14 protein-coding genes are annotated in these 16,603 nt (G+C 60.6%); 6 read left to right on the forward strand and 8 right to left on the reverse strand.

All coding sequences use genetic code 11. The features are described from left to right. Window positions 1–196: 196 nt before the first annotated feature. Window positions 197–1,285 carry a ribosome small subunit-dependent GTPase A gene (gene rsgA, locus ACFPB1_RS07850; RefSeq protein WP_379223935.1) on the reverse strand — a complete coding sequence of 363 codons (1,089 nt, stop codon included), beginning with the start codon at window positions 1,283–1,285 and terminating at the stop codon, window positions 197–199. A 614-nt stretch (window positions 1,286–1,899) separates the two neighbouring features. Continuing rightward, window positions 1,900–2,046 (reverse strand): YqzM family protein, encoded by a 147-nt coding sequence (locus ACFPB1_RS07855; RefSeq protein ID WP_379223739.1) that lies wholly within the window; start codon window positions 2,044–2,046, stop codon window positions 1,900–1,902. 198 nt (window positions 2,047–2,244) lie between these two features. Between ACFPB1_RS07855 and uvrC the strand changes: the two genes are divergently transcribed. After that, window positions 2,245–4,281 carry an excinuclease ABC subunit UvrC gene (gene uvrC / locus ACFPB1_RS07860; protein WP_379223741.1) on the forward strand — a complete coding sequence of 679 codons (2,037 nt, stop codon included), beginning with the start codon at window positions 2,245–2,247 and terminating at the stop codon, window positions 4,279–4,281. 60 nt (window positions 4,282–4,341) lie between these two features. Here the strand turns inward: uvrC and ACFPB1_RS07865 are convergent, their stop codons facing one another. After that, complete coding sequence (locus ACFPB1_RS07865) at window positions 4,342–5,991, reverse strand: CPBP family intramembrane glutamic endopeptidase (RefSeq protein ID WP_379223743.1); 1,650 nt, start codon at window positions 5,989–5,991, stop codon at window positions 4,342–4,344. A gap of 299 nt (window positions 5,992–6,290) precedes the next feature. Further along, window positions 6,291–7,184, reverse strand: coding sequence for a LysR family transcriptional regulator (locus ACFPB1_RS07870; protein ID WP_379223746.1), 894 nt, complete (start codon window positions 7,182–7,184; stop codon window positions 6,291–6,293). A gap of 235 nt (window positions 7,185–7,419) precedes the next feature. Here ACFPB1_RS07870 and ACFPB1_RS07875 point away from each other — a divergent pair, with 235 nt between their 5' ends. The 3 genes from ACFPB1_RS07875 to sdhB are packed head-to-tail and all read left to right on the forward strand — an operon-like array spanning window position 7,420 to window position 10,647. Beyond that, window positions 7,420–8,091, forward strand: coding sequence for a succinate dehydrogenase cytochrome b558 subunit (locus ACFPB1_RS07875; protein WP_379223748.1), 672 nt, complete (start codon window positions 7,420–7,422; stop codon window positions 8,089–8,091). A 24-nt stretch (window positions 8,092–8,115) separates the two neighbouring features. Further along, complete coding sequence (gene sdhA / locus ACFPB1_RS07880; RefSeq protein WP_379223750.1) at window positions 8,116–9,864, forward strand: succinate dehydrogenase flavoprotein subunit; 1,749 nt, start codon at window positions 8,116–8,118, stop codon at window positions 9,862–9,864. A gap of 18 nt (window positions 9,865–9,882) precedes the next feature. After that, on the forward strand, window positions 9,883–10,647 hold the full coding sequence (gene sdhB / locus ACFPB1_RS07885) for a succinate dehydrogenase iron-sulfur subunit (RefSeq protein ID WP_379223752.1): 765 nt from the start codon (window positions 9,883–9,885) through the stop codon (window positions 10,645–10,647). A 226-nt stretch (window positions 10,648–10,873) separates the two neighbouring features. Here the strand turns inward: sdhB and ACFPB1_RS07890 are convergent, their stop codons facing one another. Continuing rightward, window positions 10,874–11,182, reverse strand: a complete 309-nt coding sequence (locus ACFPB1_RS07890) for a winged helix-turn-helix transcriptional regulator (protein WP_379223754.1) — start codon at window positions 11,180–11,182, stop codon at window positions 10,874–10,876. Window positions 11,183–11,486: 304 nt separating this feature from the next. Here ACFPB1_RS07890 and ACFPB1_RS07895 point away from each other — a divergent pair, with 304 nt between their 5' ends. Next, window positions 11,487–12,353 (forward strand): DUF695 domain-containing protein, encoded by an 867-nt coding sequence (locus tag ACFPB1_RS07895; protein WP_379223756.1) that lies wholly within the window; start codon window positions 11,487–11,489, stop codon window positions 12,351–12,353. On the opposite strand, the gene ACFPB1_RS07900 is transcribed toward ACFPB1_RS07895, so the two are convergent. From ACFPB1_RS07900 to ACFPB1_RS07910, 3 genes are all read right to left on the reverse strand, one after another. Next, entirely contained in the window at window positions 12,318–13,220 is a 903-nt protein-coding gene (locus ACFPB1_RS07900; protein WP_379223758.1) for an EamA family transporter, read from the reverse strand. The genes ACFPB1_RS07895 and ACFPB1_RS07900 overlap by 36 nt on opposite strands. Window positions 13,221–13,385: 165 nt before the next feature. Beyond that, on the reverse strand, window positions 13,386–14,195 hold the full coding sequence (locus tag ACFPB1_RS07905; RefSeq protein ID WP_379223760.1) for a histidinol-phosphatase: 810 nt from the start codon (window positions 14,193–14,195) through the stop codon (window positions 13,386–13,388). An 11-nt stretch (window positions 14,196–14,206) separates the two neighbouring features. Beyond that, the gene (locus ACFPB1_RS07910; protein ID WP_379223762.1) at window positions 14,207–15,109 is read right to left on the reverse strand and encodes a LysR family transcriptional regulator; all 903 of its coding nucleotides are present in this window, start codon (window positions 15,107–15,109) and stop codon (window positions 14,207–14,209) included. A gap of 192 nt (window positions 15,110–15,301) precedes the next feature. Here ACFPB1_RS07910 and ACFPB1_RS07915 point away from each other — a divergent pair, with 192 nt between their 5' ends. Next, window positions 15,302–16,576, forward strand: coding sequence for an MFS transporter (locus ACFPB1_RS07915; RefSeq protein WP_379223765.1), 1,275 nt, complete (start codon window positions 15,302–15,304; stop codon window positions 16,574–16,576). Window positions 16,577–16,603 lie beyond the last annotated feature (27 nt).

Raw genomic sequence — 16,603 nt, forward strand, 5'->3', positions numbered from 1 at the left:
CGAAGAACGCCCGATGACTCGTTGGTTGCGAACGAGCATCGGGCGTTTTGTCTTGCCGCCGCCCCCGCTGCCGGCGGGGCAAGCTGCTCCGGCAGCGAGGGGTTAGCTGCGACGGCGGCGAGTGGGGAGCCATCGCGGCGGCGCGGCCGGGGTTCGCGCCGGCAAGCGTTGCGCGGCTGCGAATATGCGCCGGCTGTCAGTCGAAGTCGGTCGCCTGCCGGCGAGGCGGATGGGCGCGGGCATTCTGCCGCTTGTCGGCGCTCTTCTTCGCGCGCATCGTCACGGATTGTTCCTTGCGGGTCTGGCGCGCGAGCTCCCGGCCGGTCTTCTTGTAGCTCAAGTAGCGCTTCTCGTCGAGCGTGCCGTCCCGGAGCGCCTCCTGGACGGCGCAGCCGAGCTCCTTCTCGTGCCGGCAGTCGCGGAATCGGCAGGCGGCCGCGAGCGCCTCGATGTCCGCGAACGCCTCCTGCCGGCCGGCATCGGACTCCCACAGCTGCAGCTCGCGCATGCCGGGGGTGTCCATCATCACGAAGCCGCCCGGCAGCGGGAACAGCTCGCGGTGCGTCGTCGTATGGCGTCCTCGCGCGTCGTCCTCGCGGACGCCCTGCACGAGCTGCCGGTCCTCGCCGGCCAGCCAGTTGAGCAGCGTCGATTTGCCGGCGCCGGACGAGCCGGTGACGGCGATGGTGCGGCCCGGCAGCAAATACGGCTGAAGCTGCGCGCGGCCTTGGTCCTCGAGCGCGCTGACGGCATGAACCGGCACGCCGGGCGCGGCGGCTTCGACTTCCGCGACGCGGCGCGCGGCGTCCTCGCACAGGTCGGCCTTCGTCAGCAGGACGACCGGCGCGGAGCCGCTTTCCCAAGCCGCGACGAGGAAGCGTTCGATTTTGCGGACGTTGTAGTCGCCGTTCAGCGCGTTGACGATGAACAGTGTGTCGATGTTGGTGCCGATGACCTGCTCCTCCGGCACGGTGCCGGAGGCGCGCCGGATCATCGCCGTGCGCCGGGGCAGCACGGCGTGGATAATGGCGCGGCGCTCGCCGGGCAGCGGCTGCGCGGCGACCCAGTCGCCGACCGCGGGGAATTCGCCGCGGGACGCGGCCTGGAATTGGAACTTGCCGCTTACTTCCGCGGCGAGCTCGCCTTCTTCGGCCCAGACGCGGTACTGGTTCGCGAACTGCGCCGTGACGCGCGCGGGCACGAGCCCGGCGCCGCCGGCCGGCGAAGCGGCCGGCAGCGCGGCGAACGTCTGCCGCCAGCCGTCGTTCCAGCCTAGTGTTTCCAGCGCGGAGCGGCCTGGCGCGCTGGCGCCGCCGCCGGCTTCGGCAGCGAAGGGCGCGGCCGGAATGGCCGTTTCGGGCAGGCCGGATGGCGTGTTTGTTTCTTCGGTTTCAAGTACGTTGCGGATCGCTTGGCGATCGGTGTTTGGATTCAAATCGGAAAACCCCTTTTTCATGGAATGGTTGGTATGGTGCATAGACGGGACGTTCGCGGTCGCGCCGCGGCCGGGCAGGGCGGCGGGCGCCGACGAAAACAACGACAAAAAGACCGCAGGAAAGAAGCTCCTGCGGTCTATCGCGGCATCGCCGGCCGCCGATCGTTTCCTTCGGCGGCCGGACGGCCGGACAGCAAAAAAACCGCAGGAAACCGGAGCATCCGGTTCCCTGCGGTTACGACGGTCAAGAAGCGGACGAAGCCGCGAATCCCGTGTTTGTTATCCGACCGAGACCGATGCGCATGCGATTTCCGTTACCGTTACAATCGATGTCATGTTCGCCATTTCACATCAGCCTCCTTTAGTAGATATTGCCATTCTATGTGGAATCCCACCGTTTGTCAACCGTTCCCGCTTACGAAAAACGGCCCCGCTTCGGGCAGCTGCCGAAACAAGGCCATGGATTACGAAATCGCGTATTTGATAATCACCGCAACGGCGAAAATAACGAACAGAATACCGAAGAACCCGCCAAAGCCCATCGCGACGTCGAAAAAGTCATCGCGCGGTTCCTCGTTCACGTGCTCGCGCGGATCTCTTACATTTTCCATGGTTTCATTATCCTCCTCTGGGGCGACGATTGCTCCCCATAGTATACCCAACTTCCAGAATAATTGTAAAGGCGCCGGACGTGACAAAATTGAGGACATTTTCCAATCGGGGGTCTAAGGCGGACAAGTTCGGCCGCCGCAAAACGCGCGCGCATGTGGTACAATGAAAGGTAGCGAAAGTCCGGGAGGAGGACGACAATGGGGGATCAACACGCCGCCGAGACGGCCGCCGACAGGCGTCTCGCGGAAGAACGGATTCGCAGCAAGCTGGCTCTGCTGCCCGATCAGCCGGGCTGTTATTTAATGAAGGATGCCGGCGGCACGATCATTTACGTCGGCAAAGCGAAGGTGCTCAAAAATCGCGTGCGCTCGTATTTCAACGGCAGCCACAATGGTAAAACGCTGCGGCTCGTCTCGCTCATCCGCGATTTCGAATATATCGTCACGTCCAGCAACATGGAGGCGCTCATTCTCGAGTGCAACCTGATCAAGCAGTACCATCCGCGCTACAACGTGCTGCTGAAGGACGACAAGACATTTCCGTATATTAAGATCACGGGCGAGCAGCATCCGAAGCTCGAGGTGACGCGGCGTATCGTGAAGGACAAGGGCAAATATTTCGGTCCTTACCCGAACGCGTTCGCGGCCCAGCAGACGAAGAAGCTGCTCGACCGGCTGTACCCGCTCCGCAAATGCGGCACGCTGCCGGACAAGGTATGCCTGTATTATCATTTGGGCCAATGCGTCGCGCCTTGCGAATTCGAGATCGAACCGGGCACGTACGAGAACATGGTGCAGGAAATCACGCGCTTCCTCGGAGGCGGCCACGACGAAGTGCGCAAGGCGCTTCAGGCCAAGATGGAAGCAGCCGCGGAAGCGATGGAGTTCGAACGAGCGAAGGAGTACCGTGATCAGATCATCGCGATCGACGCCGTCATGGAGAAGCAGAAGATTACACTGAACGACGCGATGGACCGCGACGTGTTCGGCTTCTCGGTCGACAAGGGCTGGATGTGCGTGCAGATCATGTACATGCGGCAGGGCAAGCTGATTGAGCGGCGGGCGACGATGTTCCCGTATTACGGCAATGCCTACGACGACTTCATGACGTTCGTGACGCAGTATTATTCCGAGAATCCGGCGCTGCCGAAGGAGATTTTCCTGCCGTCGCAGCCGCTGGCGGGCGATGCAAAGCCGGATGAGTCGTTGGCTGCGGAAACCGAAGCCGAAGCTGTCGCGGCCGGCACGAGGCCGGATGCGGCGGTCGGCCTTGCGGCCGCGGAAGCACAGGAGCCTTATGGCTCCGCCGCCGGAACGCCGGATGAGGAACAGGAGGAACCGGCCGCGGATGGCGATCAGCCGGCCGCCGGCTCGCCGGAGGAGGAGCTGCGCAGCTCCCTGCAAAAATGGCTCAAGGTGAAGGTGTTCATCCCGCAGCGCGGCAAGAAGAAGGACGTCGTGGCGATGGCCGTGCACAACGCGAAAATGACGCTGGAAGAGAAGTTCAAGCTGATTGAACGCGACGAGGACCGCACGTTCAAGGCGGCGGAAGGGCTGGCGGAAGCGATCGGGCTGCCGCAGGTCGGCCGCATCGAGGCGTTCGACAACTCGAACATTCAAGGGACGGATCCCGTATCGGCGATGGTCGTCTTCACGGACGGCAAGCCGGACAAGAAGGAATACCGCAAGTACAAAATTAAGACCGTCCAAGGTCCCGACGATTACGATACGATGCGCGAGGTGATCCGCCGGCGTTACGAGCGCGTGCTGAAGGAAGGGCTGCAGCTGCCGGATCTCATCATCGTGGACGGCGGGCGGGGGCAAATCTCCGCGGCGCTCGACGTGCTGGAGAACGAGCTCGGCTTGTTCGTGCCGGTCTGCGGACTCGTCAAGGACGCGAAGCATAAGACGGCGCAGCTCATGACCGGCGACCCGCCGGAGGTGGTGCCGCTGGCCCGCGACAGCCAGGCGTTCTACCTGCTGCAGCGGATCCAGGACGAGGTGCACCGCTTCGCCATCACCTTCCACCGCGAACAGCGGGGCAAGTCGATGGTGGCGTCGCGCCTCGACGCCATCCCGGGCATCGGCGAGAAGCGCCGGAAGGCGCTGCTGAAGCATTTCGGCTCGATCAAAAAAATCAAAGAGGCCGCCGTCGAAGATTTCCGGCCGCTCTCGATCGGCGAGAAGCTCGCCGCGCAAATTATCGAAGCGTTAAACAACGAGGAGCCGTCCTGAGGACGGCTCCTTTTTTGCTGCCAGCGGGCGGCGGCGCGGTGCTGCTGGCGCATGCTGCCTTCACGAACGCGGCAGCTGCGTGTCGATCGCGTCGATCGCAAGCGGCCCCGTTCGCTTGTTTCGGCGGTCCCAGGCCCGGAACAGCCAGGCGATCGGAATCGGCAGCAGGATGTAGACGATGCCGGCCGCGATATTTTCGGCGCCGCCCATGAAGACGAGGGAGAGCGCCATCATGGTGCTGTCGAAGATGGCGTGCGCGAACAGCACCGTAATGAAGCCGAAGCGCAGGAACATGAAGCTGAAGACGAGGCCGATGACCGTCAGCTCCAGCAGCCGGGTGGTCGACGGGAAGATCGGATAGGTGACGTGCCCGAGCGCCCAGATGACCGTCGGAATAAGCGAGGCGACGAAGCTGTTCCGGAACCAGCGCTTCATGAGCCCGATGCCGAACAGCCGGAACACCGCCTCCTCGGAGATGGCGGCGCACCAGGCGAGCAGCGGGAACGCCCACGGCACCGCGAGATTGTAGGTCGACTGCGTCACGTCCGTCGTCGACCAGGAGCCGTACGCGCGCATGAGCACGAGGAAGATGACCGTCTGCAGCCCGAGCAGCGCGAACGCGGTCAGGTAGCCGAGCCACATGCTCCGCCACACATGGTCGCCATAGCCGGGCTGTCCGCTGCGCGGCCACGGATTGCGGCCCATGGCCCGCCATAAGCCGTCGCCGCCGACGAGGGAGAAGTAGACGGCGAGCGCCATGACGACCGTGACGAGGCAGGTGACGGCGACCGCCGCCGCGGCCAGCACGCTGCCCTCGGACGTTTCTCCGTAACCGGCGAGGAGGCCGTCCTTCATGTTGATGTCGTTGACGAGATACATGGCGAGGAACAGCAGCGAGATGACGATGCCGCGCGCGAAGGAGCTGTGCTTCCGGTACAGGGACGCGTAAATGATGGCCAGAATGAACAGCACGAACGATAGGAACAGGCTGCCGAGCGTCGACAAGTAATTGGCGAGCTTCTTCTGCTTCGCGACGTAATCGGCATAGCTCTGCGGCACGACGAACGCCGGCTTGAACGCCTCGATGCGGATGCTGCCGTTCTCTTGCTTCTCGGCGCGGACCGTCAGGCGGAGCTTGGCATCCCCGGCGCCGGCCGCGTTTTTTTGCTCGAACACGACGGTCCCGGTTTCCGGCTGCTCGCGGTACACCGCCAGCTCCGCCTTCGGATATCCTTTGGAGGTGAGAAAGGCGAGCGCGGCATCGGTCAGCTCGTTTCCTTGGGCCGGTTGGCCCTGAAGCCTGCCCAGCCGGTTCCAGCCGACGACCGAGCCCGTTTGCATGTGCAGATAGACGAAGATTTCGCTGCCGTCGGGCATGGCGGCCGTCGTCTGGTACGTCTCGGTCGGCAGCGTGCGGTCGTAGCGGTCGTCGTAGCCGCGGGTCAGATTGTTCTTCTCCAGGTAGCCGTACAGCAGGCTGTCCGATTGATGCACGGCATGGGCGGCTAGCGGCCGGCTCGCGAACTGCTTCTCCACGAACGCCGCCGCCTTCGCCTCCGCGACGCGTTTGTCCATGACCGGCTTGCTCCCGCTGTCGAAGAAGGAGTCGGCCGTCGCCGGAACGATTTGCACGAGCAAATACACGAGCAGGCCGATGCCGCCCAGCAAAACGTACCATTTCCAATTCGGGTGTAACCGCAATGGGTCCATTCAGCACCTCGTCTGCATAGAATCTTCGTTCGCCGCCGCGCGGGCGCGGGCCGGCTTGTCATATTCATATTCGGGATGACGGGTCGTTAACACGTCCGGCCGAAGCAAACTTTGCGGAGAGGGAACTCCGGCATCCGGCTCGGCATCTTGAACGAACCTCGAATCCTTATGATTGCCTTGCTTTTATCATCGGCAGCTTCGCGCCGTCCATCCATGGTATTGGATACGAAAAATGGCAAACAATAAATAAGGGGCATTGTTTCCGCTTGCCGCTCAGGCGGTAAAGGACCCGGACGCCGCTAGACGGGCTTGTATTGGGCGGAGACTTCTTCAATCCAGCGGCGCACGGCGGGATTGAACCCGTCCGACGGGTCGTAGATGAGCGACGTCGTCCGCTTCGACGCCTCCAGCTCGCGGATCGGGACGACTTGCAGGTCGTTGTCGGCCAGCATCTGCGGCCGCAGGTACGACTTGGGGAGCAGCGTCGCAGCGCGGCACGTATGGAGCAGGCGGAGAATCGCCTCGAACGAGTCGATTTCCATCCGGACGTCGGGCAGCAGCCGGTATTTCTCGAACAGCTCGTCCGTCAGGATGCGGTACCAGGTTCCCTTGGAGAACAGAATCATCGGCAGGCCGTTCAGGTCGGTGATGACGGGCGCGTTTTTCTCCATTATAAAATGGTTGCGCGGCAGGACGAGGACGAGGTGGTCGTCGAACAGCGGCACGCACGTCAGCTGGGTATCCTCGATCCGGGAGGCGACGATGCCGAGGTCGGCCTTCCGGTCGCGGACGAGCGTGACGATCTCATGCGTCTTGCCCGTAATCGCCTTGATGTCGAGCTCCGGGCTGCGGGCCGTCAGCGCCTGGATGAGATCCGGCAGCGAGGTTTGCAGCGTCGTGAGGCTCGCGCCGATCGTGAAGGTCGCCCGCCCGGCATGCTTGTACTCCGCGAGTAGCTTCAGGAAGCGCAGATGCTGCTGCCGCGCCTCCACCGCGTAGTCGTACGTCAGCTGGCCGATACGGGTCAGCTCCAGCCGCTTGCCGACGCGCCGGAAGAGCAGGGCGCCGAGCTCCTGCTCGAGCTTGGCGATCTTGCGGGAGAGGGCAGGCTGGGACAAATTAAGCGCTGCCGACGCTTTGTTCATGCTGGACTGTTCGACGACGACGGTAAACATATTCAATTCTTCGAGCACGTGGGTACAGCCCCTTTCTACGTGTCGTATATGCGAATAGGTTATAACTTTTAATGAATAATACGCAATTCCATTATAAGCAGAAAAGGAGTATGATGTGAAATGTGACCATTTTGTGTGAATCTATTATTTATTGACGCTCATCTGGGCTGGGGTTACAATGGAGAATGGTTTTGGCGAATGGCGAAAATTGGCGAATGGAACGCCGCAGTTTGGAAAGGAGAACGTTTACGTTATGAAAGGAAATTCGTATTTATCGCGCAAGATTCACTCCTTGCTCGGAGTCATCCCGCTCGGCCTGTTCATTATCGAACACATGGTATCGAACTTCTCGGCCGTCGAGAAAGGGCCGCAGGGGTTCAAGGATACCGTCAAGTTCCTGAATGACTTGCCGTTCGTCTTCGTCTTGGAGCTTGTCGGCATCTGGCTGCCGCTGCTGTTCCACGGAGTGTACGGCCTGTATGTGGCGTATCAGTCCAACCTGAACACCAGCCGCTTCCAATACGGCCGCAACTGGGCGTTCACGCTGCAGCGGATCACGGGCGTGATCACCTTCATTTTTGTTTTCTGGCATATGTACCAAGCGAGATTCCAAGTCATGATCGGCAACCTCACGCATGAAGAACTCGGTAATCAGATGCACACGATTACGACGAACGGGTTCTATTTTGTGCTCTATGTCATCGGCATCCTGGCTGCCACCTTCCACTTCAGCAACGGCATGTGGGCATTCCTCGTCAGCTGGGGCATCACGGTCGGCCCTCGCGCGCAGCGCGTCTCCTCTTACATTTGGATGGCCGTGTTCGTAATCGTGGCCGCATTGTTCTTGGCGTCGCTGGTGGCGTTCCGCGGCGACGAATTCAAGGAGGCGGCTTCCGCCGCTCTGCAGCTGACGAATCTCGTTTGAGTTTAAGACAAGGAGCGAAATGCAATGGCTAAAAACAGAATCATTGTCGTCGGTGGCGGTCTCGCCGGCCTGATGGCTACCATAAAAGCCGCGGAAGCGGGCGTGCACGTCGACCTGTTCTCGGTCGTGCCCGTGAAGCGGTCCCACTCGGTCTGCGCGCAGGGCGGCATCAACGGCGCGGTCAACACGAAGGGCGAAGGCGACTCCACGTGGGAGCACTTCGACGATACGGTCTACGGCGGCGACTTCCTGGCGAACCAACCGCCGGTTAAAGCGATGTGCGACGCCGCTCCGGGCATCATCCACCTGATGGACCGGATGGGCGTTATGTTCAGCCGGACGCCGGAAGGCTTGCTCGATTTCCGTCGGTTCGGCGGCACGCAGTACCACCGGACGGCGTTCGCCGGTGCGACGACCGGCCAGCAGCTGCTGTACGCGCTCGACGAACAAGTCCGCCGCTGGGAAACGGCCGGCCTCGTGACGAAGCGCGAGCATTGGGAATTCACGGGCGCAGTGCTGGACGACGACGGCGTCTGCCGCGGCATCTCCGCGCAGGACCTCCGCACGATGGAGGTCCATACGTTCGCCGCGGATGCGACGATACTGGCGACGGGCGGCCCCGGCATTATTTTTGGCAAAACGACGAATTCCGTCATCAACACCGGTACGGCCGCGAGCGCGGTGTACCAGCAGGGCGTGTACTACGCGAACGGCGAGTTCATCCAAATCCACCCGACGGCGATTCCGGGCGACGATAAGCTGCGCCTGATGTCGGAATCCGCGCGCGGCGAAGGCGGCCGGATCTGGACGTACAAGGACGGCAAGCCGTGGTACTTCCTCGAAGAGAAATACCCGGCCTACGGCAACCTGGTGCCGCGCGACATCGCGACGCGCGAGATCTTCGCGGTCTGCGTCGACGAGAAGCTCGGCATCAACGGCGAGAATATGGTCTACCTCGACCTGTCGCATAAGGATCCGAAGGAGCTCGACGTCAAACTCGGCGGCATCATCGAAATCTACGAGAAGTTCATGGGCGACGACCCGCGGAAAATTCCGATGAAGATTTTCCCGGCGGTTCACTATTCGATGGGCGGCATGTGGGTCGACTACAACCAGATGACCAACATTCCGGGCCTCTTCGCCTGCGGCGAATGCGAGTACCAATACCACGGCGCGAACCGTCTCGGCGCGAACTCCCTGCTGTCTGCGATCTACGGCGGCATGGTCACGGGACCGAAGGCCGTCGAGTATATCAAGGGCTTGAAGAAATCGGCCGAGGATCTCCCGTCCTCCGTGTACGACCGCGAGAAGAAGCGCCAAACGGACAAATACGAGAGCATTCTTAAGATGGACGGCACGGAAAACGCGTACGTGCTGCATAAAGAGCTCGGCGAACTCATGACGAACAACATGACGGTCGTCCGCTTCAACAAGCGTCTGGAAGAGACGATCTCGACGATCAAGGAATTGAAGCAGCGCTATCGCAACATCAACATCAACGATACGGCGCGCTGGAACAACGCGGGCGTGGCGTTCACCCGCCAGCTGTGGAACATGCTGGAACTGTCCGAAGCGATGACGCTCGGCGCCCTGATGCGGAACGAAAGCCGCGGCGCCCACTACAAGCCGGATTTCCCGGAGCGCAACGACGAGGAGTTCCTCAAGACGACGAAGGCCAAATGGACGGCGGAAGGGCCGCAAATCTCGTACGAGGATGTCGACGTGTCGCTGATCACGCCGCGTAAACGCGACTATTCCAAGAACAAGTCCTAGGAAGGAAGGAGAATCACGATGGCGGAAGCAGCAGTAGCAACGAAAACGGTCAAGCTGGTCATCACGCGCCAGGATGCGCCGGATTCGGCGCCGTATACGGAAGAATTCGAAGTGCCGTACCGCGCGAACATGAACGTCATCAGCGCGCTGATGGAAATCCAGCGCAATCCGAAGAAGAGCGATGGCCAGAAAACGGCGCCCGTATGCTGGGAGTCCAACTGTCTGGAGGAGGTTTGCGGCGCGTGCTCCATGGTGATCAACGGCAAGCCGCGCCAAGCGTGCAGCTCGCTGATCGACAAGCTGGAGCAGCCGATCCGGCTCGCGCCGATGAAGACGTTCCCGGTCGTGCGCGACCTCGTCATCAACCGCGAGCGCATGTTCAACGCGCTGAAGCGCGTGAAGGCGTGGATCCCGATCGACGGCACGTACGATCTCGGACCGGGTCCGCGGATGGCGGAGACGAAGCGCCAATGGGCGTATGAGCTGTCCAAGTGCATGACGTGCGGCGTCTGCCTGGAATCGTGCCCGAACGTCAACGACCGGAACAGCTTCATCGGTCCGGCTGCGATCTCGCAGGTTCGCCTGTTTAACGCGCATCCGACGGGCGAAATGCACAAGGAAGAGCGTCTGGACGCGCTCATGTCCGACGGCGGCATCGAAGGCTGCGGCAACTCGCAGAACTGCGTGCGCTCGTGCCCGAAAGGCATTCCGCTGACGACGTCGATCGCGGCGATCAACAAGGATACGACGAAGCACCTGTTCAAGAAATGGCTGGGCATGTAGCTTCGGGTTAGGACATAGCCCCCGCTGAGCCAGCGGGGCGGAAGAGGCATTGCGGCGGGAGACCTGCGGCGATGCCTCTTTTTTGTCCGCCGCGGCAGGAAGCGGAGGTTTGGCAATGACGAGTCAAACTGGCGCGGCCAACAAGCCCCTAAAACACGAAACAGGCAGTTCCCAAAGGGAACTGCCTGTTTCGTTATAAGAGCATCAGCCGCGCGCTACGGCCGCTTTAGCACCAATTTTCGCCCCAATCTTGAATGGAGCGGATAACGGGTTCTAATCCTTGCCCTTTGACGGTCAATTCGTATTCGATCCGGACGGGCATCTCCGGGTAAACGTTCCGTTTGATGATGTCGCACTGCTCGAGCTCCTTCATCCGATCCGTGAGCATTTTATCGCTCATTTCCGGAATCTGCTCTTTGATTTCCTTGAACCGTTTCGGTCCGCCCAAGAGCACGCGTATAATCAATCCGGTCCATTTCTTGCCGAGCAGCTCGGTAGCGCATTCGTACTTCGGGCACATTTTGGAATAATCCACGTTATCACCCCGCTTTCTGTTCTTCCTATTGTAACACAGGACGATTTATAAAGGGAATGGATATTCGGTTTTCGCTAAAATACTTTTTAATTTGTATCAACTATACTTAAGTAAGCATAAATGCACCCCGAAAATCGATCCAGCGCGCTTGTTTTTATTTTGGTTTATTCGGAAGTTGCGCTTATCGTTGCCGGGTGCGAATCCGAAATATTTTCTAGTACGCTGTCGAAATCGGCCTGCTATAATAGGGGAGCATGGAACGAATCGAAAGAAAGCCGCACGAGGGCGGCATAGAGGTGCTAGCATGCCAGACAATTGGGGATTCTACGAACGGCGCGCCGGCGGCGAACAGCTGCGCGTGCTTGTCAATACAGTGTATAAAGGCGATGAGCCGGCTGCGGAGTATCCGGAGCTGCTGTCGATTACGGTTAACTTGTATCCGGTCCGCGATCAGTCGAAGAACCGGCGGCAGTTCATCGCGCAGCTGGAGGAACTGGAATCGAAGCTGGAGTCGTGGCTCGAGAACGGGAGCGGCGCGATCTACGCCGGGCGAATCAACGCGGCGACTCGCTTGGAGTTCTACTATTATTTGCCTGCGGACCGGCCCGAAGAAGAGGCGGTGCGCGCCTGGCTGCTCGAGCATTGGCCGCACCGGGCGCAGTGCTACGTGAAGCCGGACCCGGCTTGGGAATTTTACCGTTACCTGCTCCCGGATACGCTCGAGGAGCTGTTCGTCCATAACGCGCAAATGATCTACGCGCTGATTCATAAAGGAGATCAAATCGCGCAGCCGCGCAACGTCTATCATTGGCTGCTGTTCCGGGAGGACGAGGACCGGCTCGCGATGGAGCGGGTGCTCGAGAAGCAGGGATATGTGATCGAGAAGGAGAAGGAGAGCAAGCCGGAGCAGGATTATCCGTATCCGCTCGTCATCAGCAAGTTCGAGGACGTGAAGCTCGACACGGTCAACGCCCGCGTCCGCGAGCTGCACCGGCTGCTGGCTGACCGCGACGGGCGATACGACGGCTGGGGCGCGGTGATGCGCCTCTCGCCGGCGAAGCGGTTCCGCCGCTACGTCCGCCGGCGGAAGGAATCGGCGCATCTGGCGCTGCGGCGCGTGCTGTCGTGGCGCTGCTCACAATCGAATCAGAACGAGACCAGCAAACATTAAGACGAACGCCGACCACTGCAGCGCGTTGAGCCGTTCGCGGTAGAGCAGGATCGAGCCGGCTGCGACGACGAGGCTGTTCGCGGCGAAGATCGGCCCGGCGATGCTGGCTTGTCCCGTGCCGAGCGCGACCGCATAGAGCTGCAAGCCGGCATAGGAGAAGAGCCCGGCGATCAGCCCCCATTTCAAGCCGGTGCCGGCGCCGGGCACGGCGGGCGGTCCCGTCCTGACGAAGTCCCCGATCCGGCCGGCCGGGCGGATCCGGATCCGCTCGCGGTAGGCGAAGGCGACGAAGCCGGCGAACGACAGCGCATAAGCGACGAACAGAATGGGGGAGCTGGCGAGTCCCAGCTCCTCGGTCACCTTCATGCCGCCGTTGCGCAGGGCGAACAGCACGATGCTGAGGCCGACGAACAGATGCCACGGCGGCCGGATTCCTTTCCGGCGTCCGCCGGACTTCATGGAGATCAGCGCGACCGCGGCGAGCAGCAGCAGCACGCCGGCGAGCTCGTACGCCGACAGCGTCTCGCCGTACGCCGCCATGCCGAGGACGACGACAAGCAGGATATTCATGTTCGTGATCGGCGAGGTCAGACTGGCCGGACCGTAGTCGAGCGCCTTCATGAACAGGGCGTTGCCGAGCGCGGAGCCGGCGCCGATGACCGCGCCGGCGAGCCAGACGCGGGCATCGGCCAAGCCCGCAAGGAGGCTGTGCTCCGCGGCGCCGTTCGCGGCGAATCCCGCCGCGCCGGCGCAATAAAGTCCCAGAAACAGATAGACGGCGGAGCCGCCCTGCATCTGGGACACCTTCATCCACCAGCCCGCAAGCCCGAAGAGCAGTGCACTGCCGACGGCCGCTGCAAACCACATGCCATTCACCTTTCTGCCGGGACGCGCGATAATTTGTCACATAATTGAAATGTTCCTGTTATCGTCCCTTTACATTCGCGGGGTAAGATACTAACCAAGACCCCCTTTTGATTTATATATGCGTTGTTGGACCTGCCGCGTGCAGGTCCCTTTTTTTGTCCGGGGTCAGAGCGGAACGACGACGGGCCGGCGGTTTTTGTAATATTGCCACTGCGTAAAGCCGATTTCCTTCAGCCGCTTCGCGACCCGGTCCCAATCCTCGCCGACGCGGCTCGGCTTGTGGGCGTCGGAGCCGAATGTGACGGCCACGCCGAAATGAAGGGCGCGTTCCAGAATGGCGTCCGACGGATACCAGCCGCCGACGTCCTTCGTGCCGCCCGAGGTGTTGATCTCGATGGCGGCCAGGCTGTCCGCGATCAGCTTCAGCGCTTCGTCGACGGCGTCCTCCGCCGGAATGTCCGAGAACGCCGGGTAATAGCCTTTCATGGCGTCGATATGGCCGAGGACCTGGAACATGCCGGACTGCGCGGACTGGCCGATCAGCTTGTAATAGTGACGCTTCTGCTCCAGCTGCTTCTCCGCCGACAAGCCCTTCCACCGGTTGCGGTTGAATATGCTGACACCGCCCGACTGGTGCACGGAGCCGATGACGTAATCGAACGGATATTGCTCGTAGACGGTCCGGTAGACGTCGGCGTGCTCCGGGAAGAAGTCCGATTCCACGCCCAGCAGTACGTCGATTTTGCCCTCGTACTTCGCTTTCAGCCGCTGGACTTCCTCGATGTAACGCGCGAATTCGCTGCGGGCCATCGCAATGCCCGGATTCGGGTGGTCGTGCTCGCTCGCGAAATAAGGCGAGTGGTCCGAAATCCCGATGACGCCGAGCCCTTCCTTGATTGCGGCCTGAATATAGGCCTCGATCGTGCCGTCCGCGTGTCCGCACCGGAAATGATGCGTATGTAAGTCGAATTTCATGATTGCTCCTCCTATTCGCTGCTAATGAATTGATCCTCCGGCATCCCCTTCAGATCGCTCAAAAACTGCTGCATCGCGGAATTGATGTATCTTCCCGACTTGTAGACGAGTCCGACGGGATGGCTCATGTCCAGCTCGTTGACTTTGATGCGCTTCAGGGTGCCGAGCCGCACTTCGTTGGCGATGGACAGCTTGGAGACGACGGCGGCGCCGAGGTTGATTTCCACCATGCGCTTGACTTCCTCGCTGCTCGACAGCTCCATGACGATGTTCGGCTGCAAGTCGTACTTTCGGAAAATTTGATCCAGGAACCGCCGTCCTAACGTGTCAGGCGACAGCATAATCATGGGTATGTCCTTCAGCGATTCTACGGTAGTATGCTTCAATCCGCTCATCGGATGCTCCGGCGCGACGACCAGCTCGTACGTGTCGTAGTACAGAATCGCCGTCTGCACGTTCGGATTGCGTTCGCTCAGATACGTGATGCCGATATCGACGGTACCGTTCTCGACGCTGGCCATGACGCCGGTCGACGGCATGGAATGGATGGTCGTCTTGATGAGCGGGAATTGGTTTTGAAAATAAGACAGGACGCGCGGCAAAATTTGAATGGCGATGGAGGAGGTGGTGCCGAGCACGATGTGGCCTTGCGGCGTCTGGTTGAGGTCGGACAGCTTCTGTTTGAGCTCCTCCACGATGGCGAGAATCCGTTCGGCGTGGTCCAAAAATACTTGGCCGCGGTCGGTGAGCGTGACGGGCTGATTCCGATCGATTAACACCGTCTTAAACTCGTCCTCGAGACTTTTGATTTGCGCGGAGACGGCAGGCTGCGTCAAATTGAGCAGTTCGCCCGCTTTGCGGAAGCTCATGGTGCGGGAAATCGTCAACAACGTTTCAAGCTGGTTAATGTTCACGGAATCCCTCCCTATCCATTAAAGTTTTTTATCACCCTGCCTAACTATTATAAATGATAATCCCGCGAACAGCAAAGAACGGGAGAAGCACTGCGCCGGCTTCACAATACCTTTAGAAGGATTCATGGGACAATTGTCGAATGGTCTGGTAAAGTGTAAGCCAAAAGAGCTATAAAGGAGCGAAACGACCGCATGGATCCGAAGGCAGTCCGTAGCTGGATCATGTACGACTGGGCGAACTCCGCGTTCGCCACGACGATTATGGCCGCGGTGATGCCGGTCTTCTACAAGGAAGTCGCGGGCGCCGGGCTGACTGGCAATACCGCGGAAAATTATTGGGGCTTCACGCAGACGATCGCGATGATTCTGGTCGCGGTGCTGTGCCCGATTCTGGGCGCCGTCGCCGATTATACCGGTTCGAAGGTACGGTTTTTGTCGGCCTTCATGCTCATCGGGGCCGCGTCCTGCATCGGCATGGCCTTCATCGGCGAAGACGGGTGGCTGCTCGCGTCGATTCTTGTCGTTATCGGCACGATCGGCTTTGCTGCGTCGAATACGTTTTACGACGCGCTGCTGCCGAGCGTCTCGACGCCGGACACGATGAACGCGGTCAGCAACAAAGGGTATGCGATGGGCTATTTGGGCGGCGGATTGCTGCTGCTGGCGAATCTTGTTATGATATTATTTTACGATAAGCTGGGCTTTCCGTCGAAGACGGCGGCGACGCAGACGGTCTTCGCAACGGTCGGCGTCTGGTGGATCCTGTTCTCGCTTCCCATCATGCGCAACGTCAAGGAGAAGGCGGGCGAGCGCGTCTCCGGCTTCGTCTCGGCGATCGGCGGCGGTTTTGCCCGGATCCGCGTGACGGCGGGTACCTTGAAGCGCTATCCCGAGCTGCTCAAATACATGGCAGCGTTCTGGTTCTTCAACGACGGCATCAACACCGTCATCGTCATGGCGACGATATACGGCAGCGGCATCGGCATCGAGTCGAACGACCTGATCGCCGCGCTGCTGATCACGCAGTTCGTAGGGTATCCCAGCACGCTGCTGTTCATCAAGTTCGCGAGACGGATCGGCATCAAGCCATCCCTTTACAGCTCGCTGCTCGTGTACGTGCTCATCGTCATGTTGGGGTTCTTCATGACGAACGCCCTTCATTTCTACTTGCTGGCCGCGCTGGTCGGCCTCGTGCAGGGCGGGAGCCAGGCGACGGCCAGATCGCTGTACGCCGAGCTCGTGCCGCCTTCGCGGACGGCGGAGTTTTTCGGCTTCCTTAGTCTCTCCAGCAAGTTCGCGTCCGTTGCGGGACCGTTCGTCTTCTCGGTCGTGGGCACGCTGACGGGCTCGAGCCGTTACGGCATTTTGGCGCTGCTGGCCTTTTTTATCTTGGGCATCGCGATCTTGGTCGTCGTGAACGTAGACAAGGGACGGCAGGAAGCGCTGGCGGGGGAAGCGGCGTCGTAGAACGGATCGGGAAAGCACCGGAGTCAG

This window comes from Paenibacillus sp. GCM10023250, assembly GCF_042653205.1.
Classification (GTDB): Bacteria; Bacillota; Bacilli; order Paenibacillales; family Paenibacillaceae; genus Paenibacillus_Z.